Source organism: Pseudomonas sp. W2Jun17, from assembly GCF_023127795.1.
Lineage (GTDB): Bacteria > Pseudomonadota > Gammaproteobacteria > Pseudomonadales > Pseudomonadaceae > Aquipseudomonas > Aquipseudomonas synxantha_A.
In genome coordinates, this window is record NZ_SPKO01000009.1 from 276,054 (window position 1) to 292,832 (window position 16,779).

Here is a 16,779-nt window from a genome sequence, read left to right on the forward strand (position 1 = left end):
GCTTCGCATCGTGGTTACCTTTGGGCGGCAGATTGGACATCTCTGTCGATTGAGCCGCCGCCATCGCAGGCAAGCCAGCTCCCACAGTTTGATCTGCGTACATCAATCAATTTTCTCCATCCACAGACTTTTCCCGTTCTCCAAGGGTCAACATCCTTCAAGCACCTTGACCCAGGAGATACCCTCAAATGACTACCCCCAAAGCCCTGTTGATCCTTCACGGCAAACAAGCCCTGAACGAGGACGTGCGTGCCGCCGTGCTGGCCCGACGTGAGCAGGGTTGGGAGTTGGCGGTGCGGGTGACGTGGGAGGGTGGTGATGCCCAGCGGCTGGTCGATGAAGCCCTGGCTGACGGCTACACCCATATCATCGCCGGCGGCGGCGACGGTACGCTGCGCGATGTGGCCGAGGCCATGGCGCTGGCCAAGGCCGACGCCAGCCTGGTGTTGATGCCCCTGGGCACCGCCAATGACTTTGCCAAGGCCGCGGGCGTGCCGTTGGAACCGGCCGGCGCCCTGGCGTTGCTTGACGTCGAGCCCAAGGCCATCGACCTCGGCCAGGTGGGCGGGCAGATCTTCCTGAACATGGCCACCGGCGGTTTCGGTAGCCAGGTCACGGCCAACACCTCCGAAGACCTGAAGAAAGTCCTAGGCGGCGCCGCCTACCTGTTCACCGGTTTGTCGCGCTTCAGTGAATTGAAGGCCGCCTACGGGGAGCTGGAAGGCCCGGATTTCCACTGGAAAGGCGAGCTGCTCGCGCTGGGTATCGGCAACGGTCGCCAGGCCGGTGGCGGGCATGTCCTGTGCCCCGGCGCATTGGCCGATGATGGATTGCTCGACGTCAGCATCCTGCCAGCCCCCCAGGAAGTGGTCGGCACCCTGCGTGAATTGATGAACAATGGCTGGGGGCTGGACACCATGTTCGTTCGCGCACGTCTGCCATGGGTCAATATCAAGGTCGCCCAAGGCTTGTACATCAACCTCGATGGCGAGCCGCTGGAAGGCGACGACCTGCATTTCGAAGCGTTGCCCAAGGCGCTTCGCGTGCATCTGCCGCTGGGTTCGCCGTTAGTCGTCCAGGCTGATGATTTGCTCACGCACGGCGAATAACACCAGGCCCGCCACGTCGAAAATCTGCAAGCGCTTCATGATCTGCGAGCGATGGGCCTCCACGGTCTTGATGCTCAAGCCCAGGCCATGGGCGATTTCCCGAGTGGACTTGCCACGTACGATCAAACGCAAAATCTCCAGTTGCCGCGCCGTCAGATTATGGCTGTGGGCAACGGGGGCGCTGGGGCTCTGGCTGCGGATCAGCGCCTGGTTGATCACCGTGTGGGCGATGGCGGGGCTCAGGTAGCGTTCGTTGTTACGCAGGGCCAGCAGGGCATGTTCCAGCTCGTTGGCGGTGGTGTCCTTGAGCAGGTAGCCGTGGGCTCCGGACTCCAGCGCGCGCATGATCAGGTCTGGTTCGGTGTGCATCGACAGAATCAGCACCTTGCAGTTGGGGTAAAAGCGCTTGAGTTGCTGCAAGGCATCCAGCCCACCGGTGTGCCGCATCGACAGATCGAGCAGCACGATATCCGGCTGCAAGGCGCTGTATTGCGCCAGCAGTTGTGCGCCATCGCTGGCTTCGCCGATGACGCTGTAGCCGGGAATATCCAGAATCAGCGCACGCACACCGGCGCGAATCAGTGCGTGGTCATCCACCAGGAGTAAATTGCAGGTCACTCGAGAACCTTAGGGGCGCTGGCCCGTTCGAGAGCGCGGGGCGCCCAGGGGAAAAGTGCGTTGATACGGGTGCCGTTGCCAGGCTGGCTGCTGATGGAAAAGGTGCCCCCCAGCTGGTGTGTCCGTTCGCACATACCGGCCATGCCCCGTTGGCCTTCCCGGCCCGGGTCGGGGGCAGGCGAGAACCCCTGGCCGTCATCGCAGATCATCAGCGACAGGCCTTCAGGCAGGCGTTGCAGGCGCACCAGCAGGTTGCGCGCCTTTGCATGGCGAAGCATGTTGGTCACCGCTTCCTGGGTGATGCGAAAGGCCGCCACGGCCACTTCTTCGGGGATGCCGGTGAGCCGTTGCTGACACTCCAGGCTCCAGCACACCTGGGTGTTTTCCAGGGTCTTGAGCAGGTGCGCGCGCAGGCTGGCTTCCAGGCCCAGGCTGGTCAGTTGGCGGGGGTTGAGGATGGCGCAGACGTCGCGCACCTTGGCCAGGGTTTCATTGAGCGTATTGCACAGCACCGTGCAATGGGTGTTCAGGTCCGGGGGCAGGCGGCGCTGCAACCATTCGCTTTGCAGTTTGGCGGCGGTCAGCAGTTGGCCGATATCGTCATGCAGTTCGCGGCTGAGCCGGTGGCGTTCGTTCTCCTGCACTTGCAGCAAGCGGTCGGCCAGCTCCTGGGGCTCGAACTTGATGGCTTTGCGCGAATTCCACTGTTGCAGCCCCACCACCACCAGCGTGGCGAAGTTGAGCAGCAGGATCGGCAACGGCAGCGGCGCGTCCTGCAGATAGGCCCACAGGCTGCCCAGCAATGAGCACAGGCACAGCGCAAGGGTGAGTCGGCGCACATGGCTGCGGGACACGGACCTGGCGATAAGTGACTTGAAACTGGCGTACATAGCGGATGGAGCCAATGAGGGTTCACTGCGGTGAGGCCGGTTGACCGGGCTCTGTTTGGAGTGCGCTGCCAAATCGTCTTTAAGCATGTTGAAGTTAAATCACTTCGAGCGGGGCATAGTACCACCCCGCTTACCGTTGGTCGCCTGATTGGTTTATGGCCCACACAAATACTCTGGCCGTTAATCCCAGAGTTGAAAGCGGAAAGTTGTATTAACGAAGTTGGTTTGTATAATTATTACATTGATGGCTAATTGATATTTTCCCATTGCGTCCAAGCCGGTCGTTTTTAGATAACTCGGCAGTTAAATACGACCTGCACGACGCTCACGACCCATGATGCAGATGCTGCGGCGGTGTACGGCTCAAATCCTTTTGCGGGATCTGCAAGGCAACCGTTGCGATCAATGAAGTTTGCTCGCTGTCATCCAGGCTCAGTTCACCGGTGCGGGTGTCGATCAGTTCCAGTTGCCAGGCCAGCAGGGTCAGGCAGTCATGCAGCGCGTCCAGCGCCTCGTCATGCAACTGCAGAGGGCTTTGGGCATTGGCGATCAGATTTTGCAGATGCCCCGAGAACTCGCTGATTGCCTGCAGCGCCAGGCCATCGGCTTTTTCAGCCAGTTTGGCCAAGCTGGCTTTCATGCAGTCGATGGCGTCGCTGTCGTTGCGGATCAAGTGCAGATGGCTCAAACACTCTTCGGATTTGCCCAGAAGCAGTTGAGCCTCGCCCAGAAACGCGAGAAGTGCTGTTTGCCATTCGTTTGCGCTATTCATCATGCAAGTCTCCGCAACGTAAGGTCGGGTGATGAGATGTCGCACCGGGTGAATGGCTTAAAACTAGCGCTGAAATACGACTTGGACTTGTAGGTCGCTTCCGATGTTTCAGTAGGACGTTTATTGAAATGCTCACGAAAGTCGTATGTAGCCCCTGGGGTGCGGGATGACACGACTTCAGTTGCCGATACGTGAGTGCCTGAAAGGCCCGTGGGCCAAGGGCTGGGGATGGCAAACAAAAGCCTGACTCCATTCATGCAATGAGAATGGCGTCACATTAATGGCTATTAGATATCGCGAATATCAGGTTGGGCCTGATTGCGTATAGGGGAACCCCCTATATGGTGGAACTGCACGTCGGTTCGACTGTCGCGCACGGCGCCTTGAAACAGTATTAAGGGCCGAAGCAGTAAAGCATGATGTCAGTGTGACATCAATGGATTTACATGGCATTTTATTGGGGTCAAGGTCCGGCGCTTGCCGCCGATAATGTACCTATACGACTGCACACCCTCTCAACGCGCCTGCGGCGTGTACACCAGGAGCTTTTAATGGCCGGCATTCTCGACACGGTAGATCAACGCACGCAATTGGTGGGTGAGAATCGCCTGGAAATTCTCATGTTCCGCCTCTTCGGTCGGCAGTTGTTCGCGATCAACGTGTTCAAAGTGCAGGAAGTGCTGCAGTTACCCAAGCTGACCCTGATGCCCCAGCGCCACCCATTCGTGTGCGGGGTGGTCAACCTGCGGGGCCAGACCTTGCCGGTGATCGACTTGTCCCAGGCCATCGGTATGCGCCCTTTGGTGCCGGGGCCCAACAGCACCATCATCGTCACCGAATACAACCGTTCGGTGCAGGCGTTTCTGGTGGGCGGCGTTGACCGCATCGTCAACATGAACTGGGAAGCCATCCTGCCGCCGCCGACCAGCGCCGGTCGCCAGCACTACCTTACTGCCATCAGCAAGGTCGATGACCAGTTGGTGGAAATCATCGACGTGGAAAAAGTCCTCGCCGAGATCGTGCCCTATAACGCCAAGGTCTCGCGGGAAAAACTCGAAGACCCGGTGCTCGAACGTGCCCGTGGTCGCGAAGTGCTGCTGGTGGACGACTCCAACGTGGCCCTGTCGCAGTTGCGCGATACCCTGGGACAGTTGGGGGTGAAGATGCACATCGCCAGCGACGGTCTCAAGGCGTTGAACATGCTCAAAGCCTGGGCCGACAGCGGCCAGGTGATGACCGACAAGCTGCTGATGATCTTCACCGACGCCGAAATGCCCGAGATGGACGGCTACCGCCTCACCACCGAAATCCGCAACGACCCGCGCCTGCGCGGCCTCTATGTGGTGCTGCACACCTCGCTGTCGGGCAGCTTCAATGAGTCAATGGTGAAAAAGGTCGGCTGCGACAATTTCCTCTCCAAATTCCAGCCGGACAAGCTGGTGGATGTGGTGCGCGAGCGACTGATGTTGGACGAAGTGCCCGCCTGACTTTAGGATGACACTTTGTTTCCCAGGAAGGCAGGCCCATGCTTCGTCTCAGCGCGTTGTACCGTTACCCCCTCAAATCCGGCAAGGCCGAAGCCTTGCAGCACATCGGCCTGGATAAACTCGGCCTGCAAGGGGATCGACGTTGGATGCTGGTGGACGAAGCCAGTGGGCGGTTCCTGACGCAGCGGGCGGTGGCGAAGATGAGCCAACTGTCGGCGCTGTGGAACGACGCGGGCGGCCTGACCTTGAGTTCGCCGGGCTACTCATCGTTGGAGGTGGCGTTGCCGGAGGGTGCCAGTGAACTGCGCGGCGTGACCATCTGGCGCGACACCCTGCGCGTACCCGATGCTGGCGATGAGGCGGCCGCCTGGGTCAGCGAGTTTATCGGCAAGCCTACGCGCCTGGTGCAGCTTCCCCTGGAACGTGCGCGCACCACCGAAGCCGGCTACGGCAAGGATGACGACAAGGTCGGCTTTGCCGACGGCTACCCGCTGTTACTGATCGGCCAAGGCTCCCTGGATGACTTGTGTGAGAAGATCGGCCGCCCGATGGAGATGCTGCGTTTTCGTCCCAACCTGGTGATCGAAGGCGCCCAAGCCTTTGCCGAGGATGGCTGGAAGCGCTTGCGCATCGGCGATGTGGAGTTCCGGGTGGTCAAGCCGTGCTCGCGTTGCATCCTCACCACCATTGATCCCCGCACCGGCGAGCGCAGCCCCGACCGCGAACCCTTCGCGACGCTGGAGACCTATCGCAAGACCGAGAAGGGCGCGATGTTCGGCCAGAACCTGGTCAACGATGGCATCGGCCACTTGGAAGTCGGGATGCCGGTGACGGTCCTGGAATAAAAAATGCCCGTCTCGCTGGAGACGGGCATTTTTGTTTACCTGTGATACTTAGCCGCGGTATTCACACAGGTAAGCGGTGTCTACGGCGACCTTCAACTGGAACTTGCTGTTGGCCGGTACGTTGAACTGGCTGCCGGCGGCGAAGGTTTCCCACTCGGCGTCGGGCAGTTTGACAATCAGTGCGCCGCAGACCACATGCATGATTTCACGCTGGGCGGTACCGAATTCGTATTCACCCGGAGCCATCACGCCGATGGTCGCCGGACCTTCTGCAGTGCCGAAAGCGATCGACTTGACGGTGCCGTCGAAGTACTCGTTGACTTTGAACATGGGTGAATCCTCGGAAAAAGGGTCTGGAAAGGTCGGCCAGTATGCCCAAGCCCACGGGAGCTGCCTAGACCGGCAAAATCAACGGTAACAGGCGTGCGGTGTTACGCGCGTCTTCCAGGGCGCGATGCTGTTGGCCATTGAACTGCATCCCCGCCAATTGCAGCGCACCATTGAGCCCCAGTGGTTTGTCCAGGCGCCGGGCCTTGGCAAAGCGTTGCTTGAGGTTCACATGGGGCGTTTGCCCCAGGGCGCTGGACAGGCCATGGCGCTGCCATTCGAGTTCAAGTTGCACGCGATCGTAATCACCCCAGCTGGCCCAGCCTTCCAGGCGTGCCTGGTGCTGGCCCAGCCAGCGCTCGAACAGCGGCCACACCTCGGTGATCGGTGTGGCTGCGTCGATATTGGCTTGGGTGATATGGGTCAGCTTGCGGCAAAAGGGCGTCAGCAACGGCCGTCGCAGTGGCCGCACAAAGCGCTGAAAGTGATCCAGTTCGCGGCCCTGGCGGTTGACCAGGCTGGCGCCGATCTCGATGACTTCCATCTCCGTCACGGGCCAACCGCCGTCATCCGTTGTGGCTTCAAGGTCAATAATCAGCCAATGAGGCATGGTGCAGGTTCCCGTACTCGTCCCTTTCTGATGGGGATAGAGCGTAGCCCGGCCCTGTAGTTCCGCCTAGGGCGTTATTCGATCTGTAGCAAAACCTGACGATTGCGCACCTGATCGCCCGCCATGACCTGCACCGCCTTGACGATGCCGTCGATCCCGGCCTTCAGCGGGTGCTCCATTTTCATCGCTTCGAGCACCAGCAACAGTTGGCCTTTGGTGACTGTGTCGCCGACGCTGACCTGGATATCGACAATGGCGCCATCCATCGGCGCCTTGACCGTGCCACTGCTGGCATCCACCTGGCGGCTGGCGACCTGCTGGGTGCGGTTGGTCACCTTCACGCCGGGCAGCCACAGTTGGGTATCGTCGATGTAGTAGGCGGTACGCCGCCGGATGCCGTTGAGCACCCAGGTGGCCCAGCGACCGTCGATGGTGAGTTGCAGGTCGTCGGCACTCACGGTGTGGGTTTGGCCATTGACCTCCAGGCGGTAGGTGCACGGCACATTGGCGGTGTTGCGCCATCCCGCCAGGCCTTGGGGATGCTGGTCGGCGCTGTGCCGGTAAAACAGCGCTGCGGCCAGGCTGAGCTGTTCAGTCGATGGCGCTTGGGGCAGTAGCTGGCCGAAGCGTTCGGCGATAAAGGCGGTGCTGAACTCGCCGGCGATAAAATCCGGCTGCTTGAGCAAATCAACCAAAAACCGCTGATTGGTGGTGACACCCAGTAGCACGTTGTCTTCCACTGCCCGCAGCAACTTTCGGCGAGCTTCTTCGCGAGTGGCGCCGTGGGCGATGATCTTGCCCAGCATCGGGTCGTAGAACGGGCTGATGGTTTCGCCTTCGCGTAGGCCATGGTCGATGCGCACGCAGGCGGCAGGCTCCCAGCGCAGCACCTCACCGGTTTGCGGCAGGAAGCCCTGGGCCGGGTCTTCGGCGTACAGGCGTACTTCCATGGCGTGGCCGCTCAGCACCACATCGGCTTGTGCCAGCGGCAGAGGCTGGCCGGCGGCGATGTGCAGTTGCCAGGCCACCAGATCGAGGCCGGTGATCAGCTCGGTCACCGGGTGTTCGACTTGCAGGCGCGTGTTCATTTCCAGGAAATAAAACCGACCATTGCGATCGAGCAGAAACTCCACGGTACCGGCGCCGACGTAGCTCACCGCCCGCCCGGCCTTGAGCGCCGCGTCGCCCATGGCCTGGCGCAGTTCGGGCGTCATCACGGGGCAGGGCGCTTCTTCGATGACTTTCTGATGGCGGCGCTGGATCGAGCAGTCGCGCTCGCCCAGGTAGATCAGGTTGCCATGGCGGTCGCCGAACACTTGCACCTCAACGTGGCGCGGGTCGATCAGGGCCTGCTCAAGAATCAGTTCGTCGCTGCCAAAAGCGTTCATTGCCTCGGAGCGCGCAGTGCGCAGTTGCTCCAGCAGCTGTTCAGGTTGGTGTACCAGGCGCATGCCACGCCCGCCGCCACCGGCGCTGGCCTTGATCATCAGCGGGAAGCCGATGCGCTCGGCTTCCTGTTGCAGCGTGGCGTCGTCCTGGGCGCTGCCTTGGTAACCGGCGATACAGGGCACACCGGCGTCGAGCATGGCGATCTTCGACAGGCGCTTGCTGCCCATCAGCTCGATGGCTTCGCTGCTGGGGCCGATGAAAACGATATGGGCGTTCTGACAGGCGCGGGCGAAGTCGGGGTTTTCCGAAAGGAAGCCGTAGCCGGGGTGGATGGCGTCGGCGCCGGTGCGTCGGGCGGCGTCGAGGATGGCGGCGATGTTCAGGTATGACTGTTGTACGGAAGCCTGGCCGATATTCACGGCTTCGTCGGCCATCTGCACGTGCAGGGCATGGGCGTCGGCGTCGCTGTACACGGCCACGGTGCGGTAGCCCAGGGCTTGGGCAGTGCGCTGGATACGACAGGCGATTTCGCCGCGGTTGGCGATCAGGATTTTGGTGAAGGCGGGCATTGGGTTATCCCTTACTGGATGTGGCGTGTGTTGGGGCCTCTTCGCAGGCCAGCTCCCACATTTGAAATGTGTTCCCCTGTGGGAGCTGGCTTGCCTGCGATGGCGTCATCGAGACCAACCCGGCTTTCGCTTCTGCACAAACGCCTGCGTCCCCTCAATCCCTTCCTCGCCTCTCACCGCCTCGGCAAACCACTGCGCCCCGCGGTCCAGTACAGCATCAAGCGGCTCATCCACGCTTGCCAGCAACAGGGATTTGGTTCGCGCATTGGCCCCCGGCGCGCACTGCAATACCTGCCCCAACACTTCATCCAGCCGCTGCGCCAGTGCCTGGGCATCGTGCTCGACAAAATGCACCACGCCCAAACGGCCAGCCTCGACCCCATCAAACCGCGCCGCCGTCAGCGCCAGCCGCCGTGCCTGGGTCAAGCCGATGCGCTTGACCACAAACGGCGCTATCTGCGCCGGCAACAACCCCAGGGTGGTCTCCGGCAAGCCGAACTGCGCCTTGTGTTCGGCGATCGCAATATCGCTCACACAGGCCAACCCAAACCCACCGCCCAGCACCGCGCCCTGCAGCACTACGATTACCACCTGCGGCAGCGCTTGCACCTCTTGCAGCAAGGTGCCAAACGCGCGGTTCAACGCGTGTAACTGATCCCCCGCGCCGACCAGGTCCTTCACATCGGCCCCCGCGCAGAAATGCCCCCCCGCACCGCTGATCACCACGGCGCGTACCTGTCTGTCCAATTGCGCCAGTACTGCACGCAGTTCCTTGACCATGGCCAGGCTCATTGCATTGCGGCATTCGGGCCGGTTGAGGGTGATATGCAGCACGCCGTTATGGGCTTCCAGCAGCAGGGTACTCATGGCTTTTTACCGGGCAGGGTGCCCATCAGTTTGCAGATGATGCCCAGCATGATTTCGTCGGCACCGCCGCCAATCGATACCAGGCGCACGTCGCGGTAGGCGCGGGCCACCGGGTTGTCCCACATGAAGCCCATGCCGCCCCAATATTGCAGGCAACTGTCGCTGACCTCACGGCCCAGGCGTCCGGCCTTGAGCTTGGCCATGGACGCCAGGCGAGTCACGTCCTGGCCCTTGATGTACTGCTCGGTAGCCTGGTAGACCAACGCACGCAGACACTCGATTTCGGTGGCCAGTTCGGCCAGGCGGAAGTGGATTACCTGGTTGTCGATCAGCGCCTTGCCGAAGGTCTGGCGCTCTTTGCAGTATTCGATGGTGCTGTCGATGCAGTACTCCAGGCCCTTGATCATATTGGCCGCGCCAAACAGGCGTTCTTCCTGGAACTGCAGCATCTGCATCATGAAGCCTGCTCCTTCATGGCCGATGCGGTTGCGCTGCGGCACACGCACGCCGTCGAAGAACACCTGCGCGGTTTCGGAGCTGTGCATGCCGAGCTTTTCCAGGGGCGGGCTGACGCTGATGCCCGGGGTGTTCATCGGCACCATGATCAGCGACTTGTTGATATGCGGCTTGTCATCGGAGGTGTTGGCGAGCAGGCAGATAAAGTCGGCGCTGGGCGAGTTGGTGATCCACATCTTGCTGCCGTTGATCACATAGTCGTCGCCGTCTTTACGCGCATGGGTCTTGAGCCCGGCCACGTCGGAGCCGGCGCCGGTTTCCGACACGCCGATGCAGCCGACCTGTTCACCGCTGATGGCCGGGCGCAGGAACTCCTCGCGCAATTCATCGGAGCCGAAGCGGGCCAGGGCCGGGGTGCACATGTCGGTCTGCACGCCGATGGACATGGGGATGCCGCCACAGCGGATGCTGCCGAACGCTTCGGCGGCGACGATGGAGTAGCTGTAGTCCAGGCCCATGCCGCCGAACTGCTGCGGCTTGGAAATGCCCAGCAGACCCAGGTCGCCGGCCTTGCGGAAGATCTCATGGATGGGAAAGCGCCCGGCTTTTTCCCACTCGTCGACATGGGGGTTGATCTCGCGGTCGACGAAGGCGCGCACGGTGCGGCGCAGTTCCTGGTGTTCCTGGGTGAAGATCATTTTTATTGTTCTCCTGATTAGAATCGCGCCACACCAAAGCTGTTCGGTTGCAGTTGCCTTAGTTCAGCCTCATGGCAGATATCCAGCAGGAACCCAAGCAAGGTGCGGGTATCCCGTGGATCGATCAACCCGTCATCCCACAGATTGGCGCTGCCGTAGAGCGCCGTGGACTGGCTGTCGAGCTTCTGCGCGGTGACCTGTTCGAGCATGTCCAGCACCTTTGGGTCGGGCACCAGGCCGTCCTTCAACTGCTTGGCCTCGGTGACGATGCGCAGCACCTTGCCGGCTTGCGCGCCGCCCATGACCGCTGTGCGGCTGTTGGGCCAGGCGAATATAAAGCGGGGGTCAAGGCCGCGCCCGCACATCGCATAGTTACCGGCACCGTAGGAGCCACCGACCACCACCGTGAGCTTGGGCACGCGGGCGTTGGCCACCGCCTGAATCATCTTTGCACCGTGCTTGATCACCCCTTGCTGTTCGGACTCGGTGCCAACCATGAAGCCGGTGGTGTTGTGCAGGAACAGCAGCGGCGTACGGCTCTGATCACACAGCTGGATAAACTGCGCGGCCTTGCTCGCGCCTTTCGGCGTGATAGGGCCGTTGTTGCCGATCACACCAACGGCGCGGCCCTGGATATGCAGATGGCCGCAGACGGTATGGGCGTCGAACTCGCTTTTGAACTCCAGGAAATGAGAGGCGTCGGCCAGGCGCGCGAGGATTTCGCGCACGTCGTAGGGCTTTTTCGGATCATCGGGGATCAGCCCCAGTAACTCGTCGATGGGGTACAGCGGCTCGGCATAGGTGTTTTTTACCGCTGGCGGCTGCCGGTCATTCCACGGCAGCAGGCCGACAATTTCTCGCACGATACGCACGCCATCGGCATCATTTTCCGCCAGGTATTCAGCGGTGCCGGCGGTTTGCGCGTGCATCTGCGCACCGCCCAAATCTTCGTCGCTGGCGACTTCGCCGGTGGCGGCCTTGAGCAGTGGTGGCCCGGCAAGGAACAGCTTGGCCTTGCCGCGCACCACCACCACGTAATCCGACAAGCCCGGCTGATAGGCACCGCCTGCCGTGGCCGAGCCATGCACCACGGTGATCTGCGGCAGGCCCATCGCCGACATGCGCGCCTGGTTGGCAAAGCTGCGCGCGCCTTCGACGAAAATATCGGCGGCATAATTGAGGTTGGCGCCGCCGCTTTCGGCGAGGGTCACCACCGGCAGTTTGTTCTCCATGGCGATCTGTTGCAGGCGCAGGGATTTCTTCAGGCCCGAGGGGGAAATGGTGCCGCCCTTGATCGCGCTGTTGTTGGCCACCACCAACATACGCACGCCGCTGACATAGCCGATGCCGGCGATCAGCCCGCCACCGGCGGCGCTGCCGTCCTTGTCGTCGTGGAGTTTGTAGCCGGCCAGGCTGGCCAGTTCCAGAAACGGCGCGCCCGGGTCGAGCAGCAGGTTGAGGCGCTCGCGGGGCAGCAATTGGCCGCGCTTGTCGAACTTGGGCCTGGCCTCCTCAGCCTTGGCCAGCAGGTTGTGTTCCAGTTGATGCAACTGGGCAATGGCGGCCAGCATGGCGGCGCGATTCTGCGTGAACTGTGGGCTGTGGGGATCGACCAGGGTTTCAATCGTCGGCATCGCGTTATTGCTCCGTCTTGAGCACATCCGGCAGATAGGCCCGGTGGAACCCATTGAAGGGTTGGCTCGGCGCCTGCGCCTTGTGCAGCGGCCATGCCCGACTGCCCAGGCTGGCGGCACCGTCGATGCGCAGCGTGCTGCCGCTGACAAAGGCCGCGGCCGGGCTGAGTAGAAAAACGATGGCCGCGCTGACTTCCGACTCGGTGCCGATGCGTTTGAGCGGCACATGCTCGCGCAAGGTGGGGATCACGGCCTTGAACGCGCCTTCATAGGTGTCCATGCCGCTGGAGGCAATCCAGCCGGGCGCCACGGCGTTGACGCGCACCCCGGCATAGCCCCATTCAAACGCGGCGGTCTTGGTGAAATTATCCATGCCCGCGCGCGCTGCGCCGGAATGGCCCATGCCGGGCATACCGCCCCACATGTCGGCGAGCATGTTGACGATTGATCCACCGTGCTTGCTCATCGACTGGTTGAACACTTCCCGCGCCACCAGGAAACCACCCACCAGGTTGGTGCGCAGTACGGTTTCAAAGCCCTTTTGGTTGATGGCGGCCAGGGGCGAGGGGTATTGGCCGCCGGCGTTATTGACCAGGCCATGGATGGGTCCATGGTCGTGCAGAATCTGCGTGACCAGCGCCTTCACCGCCTCTTCATCACGAATATCACAGACATGCCAATGGGCGACGCCGCCATCTTCGACAATTTCCGCTGCGACCTTCTGCAGTTTTTCCGGCTTGCGACCCACCAGGATCACGCGAGCGCCCAAGGCCGCCAGCTCATGGGCGGTGCAGCGGCCAATGCCACTGCCGCCTCCGGTGACAATCACGGTTTGCCCCTGGAACAGGTCGGCTTTGAAGATCGAGTCGAAGGCCACGGCGACGGTCCTTTAGGTGAGTTGGTCGGCAATGTGTTGCGGCACGGCGATGGGGATTTCCAGCAGTTGCTGGGCAAAGGCTTTGCCTTGCGGGTCGATGCGCAGGCTGGCGATACCACCGCCGCCCAGGGCATTTTCCAGCAGGAAATTCAGGCTGTGGCTGCCGGGTAGATACCAGCGCTCGACGCGGCCGTGAAGGGGGTCGAGCACGTGGCTCATCCAGTCGACGATCACCTCCCGGGTCAGCGTTTCGGCGATCCATGGCAGGTAGTCGGGGTGGCGGGCGATCACGCCGATATTGCTGTGGTTGCCCTTGTCACCGGAGCGCGCCACGGCGAGTTTCACCAGGGGCACGCTGGCGTCGGCGCGGCCTTGGGGTTTGGGCGGTTCGATGGGGGCAGCGGGCGTGCGTAGGGAGAGCGCGGCGGGCAGTTCGACGGCATGGCGTTGGCCTTGATAATCGATGCTCAGTGCACAGGCCGCCTTGTCGATCAGAAACGAAAACAGCCGAATCAACGGGTAGACCGTAGGCCGCCCGCCGACGATGCCGGTGAGCCCCGGCGCCATGCCGGTGGCCGCTTGCGCGATCTCGCGGGCGAACAGCACCAGGGCCTGTTTGCTCGGGTGCCTCACGGCCAGTTTCATCACCACTTCGCGGCAATCCTCACGCCGGGCATGGGCGCCGTAGGTGGCTTCGCTGCCCAGCAGCTCAATGTTCACGTCGGTGTAGGGCGCCCAACCGCGTTGGCTGAACAGTTGCTCGGTCTTGTTGATGATCGCCTGGCTGACCCGCTCGGCCTTGGCCACCGCGTCGATCCCGGCAAGCAGGCAACTGGCGGTACAGCGGAAACCATCAGGATAGGTGGCGCTGACCTTGTACTGATCGGTGGGTGGCAGCCCCTTGGCGCCGTGCACGCGCACTGAATGCTTGCCTTGCTGCTGCAACTTGACCTGGCTGAAATCGCAGATCACATCCGGCAGCAGATAGGCGCGCGGATCAGCGATTTCATACAGCAGCTGTTCGGCCACGCTGAGTTCACTGATCAGGCCGCCGCTGCCTTCGACTTTGTTGACGGTGAACTGGCCGTCGGCGCTGACTTCGACGATGGGGAAGCCGATGTGCTCGTAGTCCGGTACGTCGCGCCAATCGGTGAAATTGCCGCCGGTGCACTGGGCACCGCATTCGATGATATGCCCGGCCAGGGCGGCCTGGGCCAGATGATCGTAGTTTTGCCATGACCAGTTGAACTCGTGCACCAAGGCCGCGCTGACCACCGCGCTGTCGACCACTCGGCCGGTGATGACGATATCGGCGCCAAGCCCCAGGGCCTGGGCAATCCCCGGCGCGCCGAGGTAGGCATTGGCGGACACGCACAAAGGTGGCAGCGGGGCGCCATTGAACATGTCGGTGACGTTGGGCAGGTGTTTGAGTTGGGGGTGCAGGTCATCGCCGAGCAGCACCGCGATTTTCAGCGCAATGCCGGCCTGGTCGCAGGCCGCTTGCAGGGCGGCGGCGCAGGCCTGGGGGTTGATGCCGCCGGCATTGCTGATCACGCGGATGCCCTGGCGTTGGAGATCCGCCAGCAAGGGCGTGAGGACCTCGACAAAGTCCGTGGCGTAACCGGCCTTGGGGTCTTTCATGCGTGCTCCGGCGAGAATCGACATGGTGACTTCCGCCAGGTAGTCGAACACCAGGTAATCCAGGGCGCCGCCTTGCACCAATTGAGCGGCCGCCGTGCAGGTGTCACCCCAGAAGGCGCTGGCGCAGCCGATACGAACCGTTTTGCTCATGAGAAATCCTTCCTCCAGGGGCTGGCGTCGAGACTACCAAGCAAGCGCTTGTTTTGTAAACTGTGCGCACAAGTTTTACCCAAGCGCTTGCTTGGGTGGCGGCCACGGCCTAAATTGCCGCCCAAGATGTCAGCACAAGTGAAGGAGAGCAGCATGGATGAGCACAAAGCCCTGGGGGTGATGCGCGCCATGGTCGCCGGTGGCCGATTGACCGACCCCGAGAGCGCCCGGGGCAAATTGCTGCAAACCGCGGCTCACCTGTTTCGCAACAAGGGTTTTGAGCGCACTACCGTGCGTGACCTTGCCAGCGCCGTGGGCATACAGTCGGGCAGCATCTTTCATCATTTCAAGAGCAAGGACGAGATTCTGCGGGCGGTGATGGAAGAAACCATCCACTACAACACCGCAATGATGCGCGCCGCGCTGGAAGAGGCGAGCACTGTGCGCGAGCGTGTGCTGGCGCTGATTCGCTGCGAGTTGCAGTCGATCATGGGCGGCAGCGGCGAGGCCATGGCGGTGCTGGTCTACGAATGGCGTTCGCTGTCGGCCGAGGGCCAGGCCCAGGTGCTGGCCTTGCGCGACGTTTATGAAGATATCTGGTTGCAGGTATTGGGTGAGGCCAAGACCGCCGGGTATATCCGCGGTGACGTGTTTATTACTCGGCGCTTCCTGACGGGCGCGTTGTCCTGGACCACTACCTGGTTCCGTACCCAGGGCAGCCTGACCCTTGAAGAATTGGCCGAAGAGGCTCTGCTGATGGTGTTAAAGGCGGATTGAGGTGCACGTTATTAATTTGAGGGCGAACGTTGTCTCCCCCGATAAAAACGCCTAGCTTAGCGCCATCAGAATATTCAACGGTGTGTGCCTCGATGTTTTCGCCATGGCGGCTGGCTGCAGGACTTGCATTATGGGCACTGGGCAGCGCCGCGTGGACGCAGGCGGGCGCTGCGCAATTGGTGAGGATCGGCGCGGCGCACTTTCCGCCTTACACCGTACGTCCTGAACAAGGTGCCGATACCGGTTTGCTGCCGCAATTGATCGAGGCCCTGAACGCTGCGCAAACCGACTACCAGTTTGTCTTGGTACCCACATCTATTCCCCGGCGTTTCCGCGATTTCGAGCAAGGCCGGGTCGACATGGCGATTTTCGAGAATCCGTCCTGGGGCTGGCGGGATATTGCCCATACCAGCGTCGACATGGGCCTGGAAGACGCAGAAATCTTCGTCGCCCAACGTCAGCCAGGTCGCGACGAAAGCTATTTTGCCGACCTTGCCGGCAAGCGCCTGGCAGTCTTCAGCGGCTATCACTATGCCTTTGCGGGTTTCAACCCCGATCCCAGGAACATGGCCCAGCACTTCAACGCCACCTTGACTTATTCCCATGACAGCAACCTGTTGATGGTCGCGCGTGGGCGTGCCGATATTGCCTTGGTGACGCGTTCGTATCTGAGTGATTTTCTGGTGCGCAATGTGGACATGGCCGGGCAATTTCTGGTGTCCGAGCGCATTGACCAGGTGTATCACCATTACGCGTTGCTGCGGCCCAAGGCACCGATCACGGCAGAGGCGTTTTCCGCATTGCTCAAGGGCTTGCGGGACAATGGGCAGATGCTGAAGATTTTCGAGCCGTATCGTATTGATCTGACGCCAGTGCCCTGAGGGGGATTTGAAACCTTTTTGATGGGGCCGAGGGAGCTGGCTCCCGTGACGGTCGGATAGCTGGCGCATATCTACCTGACACGCCAAGATCCAAATGTGGGAGGGGGCTTGCCCCCGATGGCGGCCTAAGAGCCGACCAGGATGTTGGATCAGACCGAGTACATATCCATTCCTGCGGTAAC

General features: G+C 61.6%; 16 protein-coding genes. 5 read left to right on the forward strand and 11 right to left on the reverse strand.

The genetic code is table 11. The features are described from left to right. Nucleotides 1-188 precede the first annotated feature (188 nt). Nucleotides 189-1,109 (forward strand): lipid kinase YegS, encoded by a 921-nt coding sequence (gene yegS / locus E4O98_RS08720; protein WP_032880078.1) that lies wholly within the window; start codon nt 189-191, stop codon nt 1,107-1,109. Here the strand turns inward: yegS and E4O98_RS08725 are convergent. The 3 genes from E4O98_RS08725 to E4O98_RS08735 form a co-directional block, all read right to left on the reverse strand. Continuing rightward, nucleotides 1,068-1,727 carry a response regulator transcription factor gene (locus E4O98_RS08725; RefSeq protein WP_005790019.1) on the reverse strand — a complete coding sequence of 220 codons (660 nt, stop codon included), beginning with the start codon at nt 1,725-1,727 and terminating at the stop codon, nt 1,068-1,070. The genes yegS and E4O98_RS08725 overlap by 42 nt on opposite strands. After that, the gene (locus tag E4O98_RS08730; protein WP_032880081.1) at nt 1,724-2,617 is read right to left on the reverse strand and encodes a sensor histidine kinase; all 894 of its coding nucleotides are present in this window, start codon (nt 2,615-2,617) and stop codon (nt 1,724-1,726) included. The genes E4O98_RS08725 and E4O98_RS08730 overlap by 4 nt, the downstream gene beginning before the upstream one ends. A gap of 325 nt (nt 2,618-2,942) precedes the next feature. Next, entirely contained in the window at nt 2,943-3,392 is a 450-nt protein-coding gene (locus E4O98_RS08735; protein WP_103733692.1) for a hypothetical protein, read from the reverse strand. Between the two features lie 548 nt (nt 3,393-3,940). Between E4O98_RS08735 and E4O98_RS08740 the strand changes: the two genes are divergently transcribed. Continuing rightward, the gene (locus E4O98_RS08740; protein ID WP_005790014.1) at nt 3,941-4,876 is read left to right on the forward strand and encodes a chemotaxis protein CheV; all 936 of its coding nucleotides are present in this window, start codon (nt 3,941-3,943) and stop codon (nt 4,874-4,876) included. Nucleotides 4,877-4,914: 38 nt separating this feature from the next. Then, nucleotides 4,915-5,721 (forward strand): MOSC domain-containing protein, encoded by an 807-nt coding sequence (locus E4O98_RS08745; protein WP_005790011.1) that lies wholly within the window; start codon nt 4,915-4,917, stop codon nt 5,719-5,721. Nucleotides 5,722-5,769: 48 nt separating this feature from the next. Here the strand turns inward: E4O98_RS08745 and E4O98_RS08750 are convergent, their stop codons facing one another. The 8 genes from E4O98_RS08750 to E4O98_RS08785 all read right to left on the reverse strand — a co-directional run bounded on the left by E4O98_RS08750 (nt 5,770) and on the right by E4O98_RS08785 (nt 14,939). Continuing rightward, nucleotides 5,770-6,051 (reverse strand): pyrimidine/purine nucleoside phosphorylase, encoded by a 282-nt coding sequence (locus E4O98_RS08750; RefSeq protein ID WP_032880083.1) that lies wholly within the window; start codon nt 6,049-6,051, stop codon nt 5,770-5,772. 64 nt (nt 6,052-6,115) lie between these two features. Beyond that, complete coding sequence (locus tag E4O98_RS08755) at nt 6,116-6,658, reverse strand: exonuclease domain-containing protein (RefSeq protein WP_005790007.1); 543 nt, start codon at nt 6,656-6,658, stop codon at nt 6,116-6,118. A 74-nt stretch (nt 6,659-6,732) separates the two neighbouring features. Then, nucleotides 6,733-8,616 (reverse strand): acetyl/propionyl/methylcrotonyl-CoA carboxylase subunit alpha, encoded by a 1,884-nt coding sequence (locus tag E4O98_RS08760; protein WP_248134706.1) that lies wholly within the window; start codon nt 8,614-8,616, stop codon nt 6,733-6,735. 105 nt (nt 8,617-8,721) lie between these two features. Beyond that, nucleotides 8,722-9,483, reverse strand: a complete 762-nt coding sequence (locus tag E4O98_RS08765; protein WP_248134708.1) for an enoyl-CoA hydratase-related protein — start codon at nt 9,481-9,483, stop codon at nt 8,722-8,724. Next, nucleotides 9,480-10,637, reverse strand: a complete 1,158-nt coding sequence (atuD, locus tag E4O98_RS08770; RefSeq protein ID WP_103733696.1) for a citronellyl-CoA dehydrogenase — start codon at nt 10,635-10,637, stop codon at nt 9,480-9,482. The genes E4O98_RS08765 and atuD overlap by 4 nt, the downstream gene beginning before the upstream one ends. A 17-nt stretch (nt 10,638-10,654) precedes the next feature. Further along, a complete protein-coding gene (locus E4O98_RS08775) occupies nt 10,655-12,271 on the reverse strand; it encodes an acyl-CoA carboxylase subunit beta (protein ID WP_248134710.1) in 1,617 nt (538 codons plus the stop codon). A 4-nt stretch (nt 12,272-12,275) separates the two neighbouring features. Further along, the gene (locus tag E4O98_RS08780) at nt 12,276-13,148 is read right to left on the reverse strand and encodes an SDR family oxidoreductase (protein WP_103733698.1); all 873 of its coding nucleotides are present in this window, start codon (nt 13,146-13,148) and stop codon (nt 12,276-12,278) included. 12 nt (nt 13,149-13,160) lie between these two features. Then, entirely contained in the window at nt 13,161-14,939 is a 1,779-nt protein-coding gene (locus E4O98_RS08785) for an acyclic terpene utilization AtuA family protein (protein WP_248134712.1), read from the reverse strand. 153 nt (nt 14,940-15,092) lie between these two features. Here E4O98_RS08785 and E4O98_RS08790 point away from each other — a divergent pair, with 153 nt between their 5' ends. Beyond that, complete coding sequence (locus tag E4O98_RS08790) at nt 15,093-15,716, forward strand: TetR/AcrR family transcriptional regulator (protein ID WP_005789994.1); 624 nt, start codon at nt 15,093-15,095, stop codon at nt 15,714-15,716. Nucleotides 15,717-15,808: 92 nt separating this feature from the next. Then, nucleotides 15,809-16,597, forward strand: coding sequence for a transporter substrate-binding domain-containing protein (locus tag E4O98_RS08795; protein WP_078821952.1), 789 nt, complete (start codon nt 15,809-15,811; stop codon nt 16,595-16,597). The last annotated feature ends 182 nt before the right edge of the window (nt 16,598-16,779 follow it).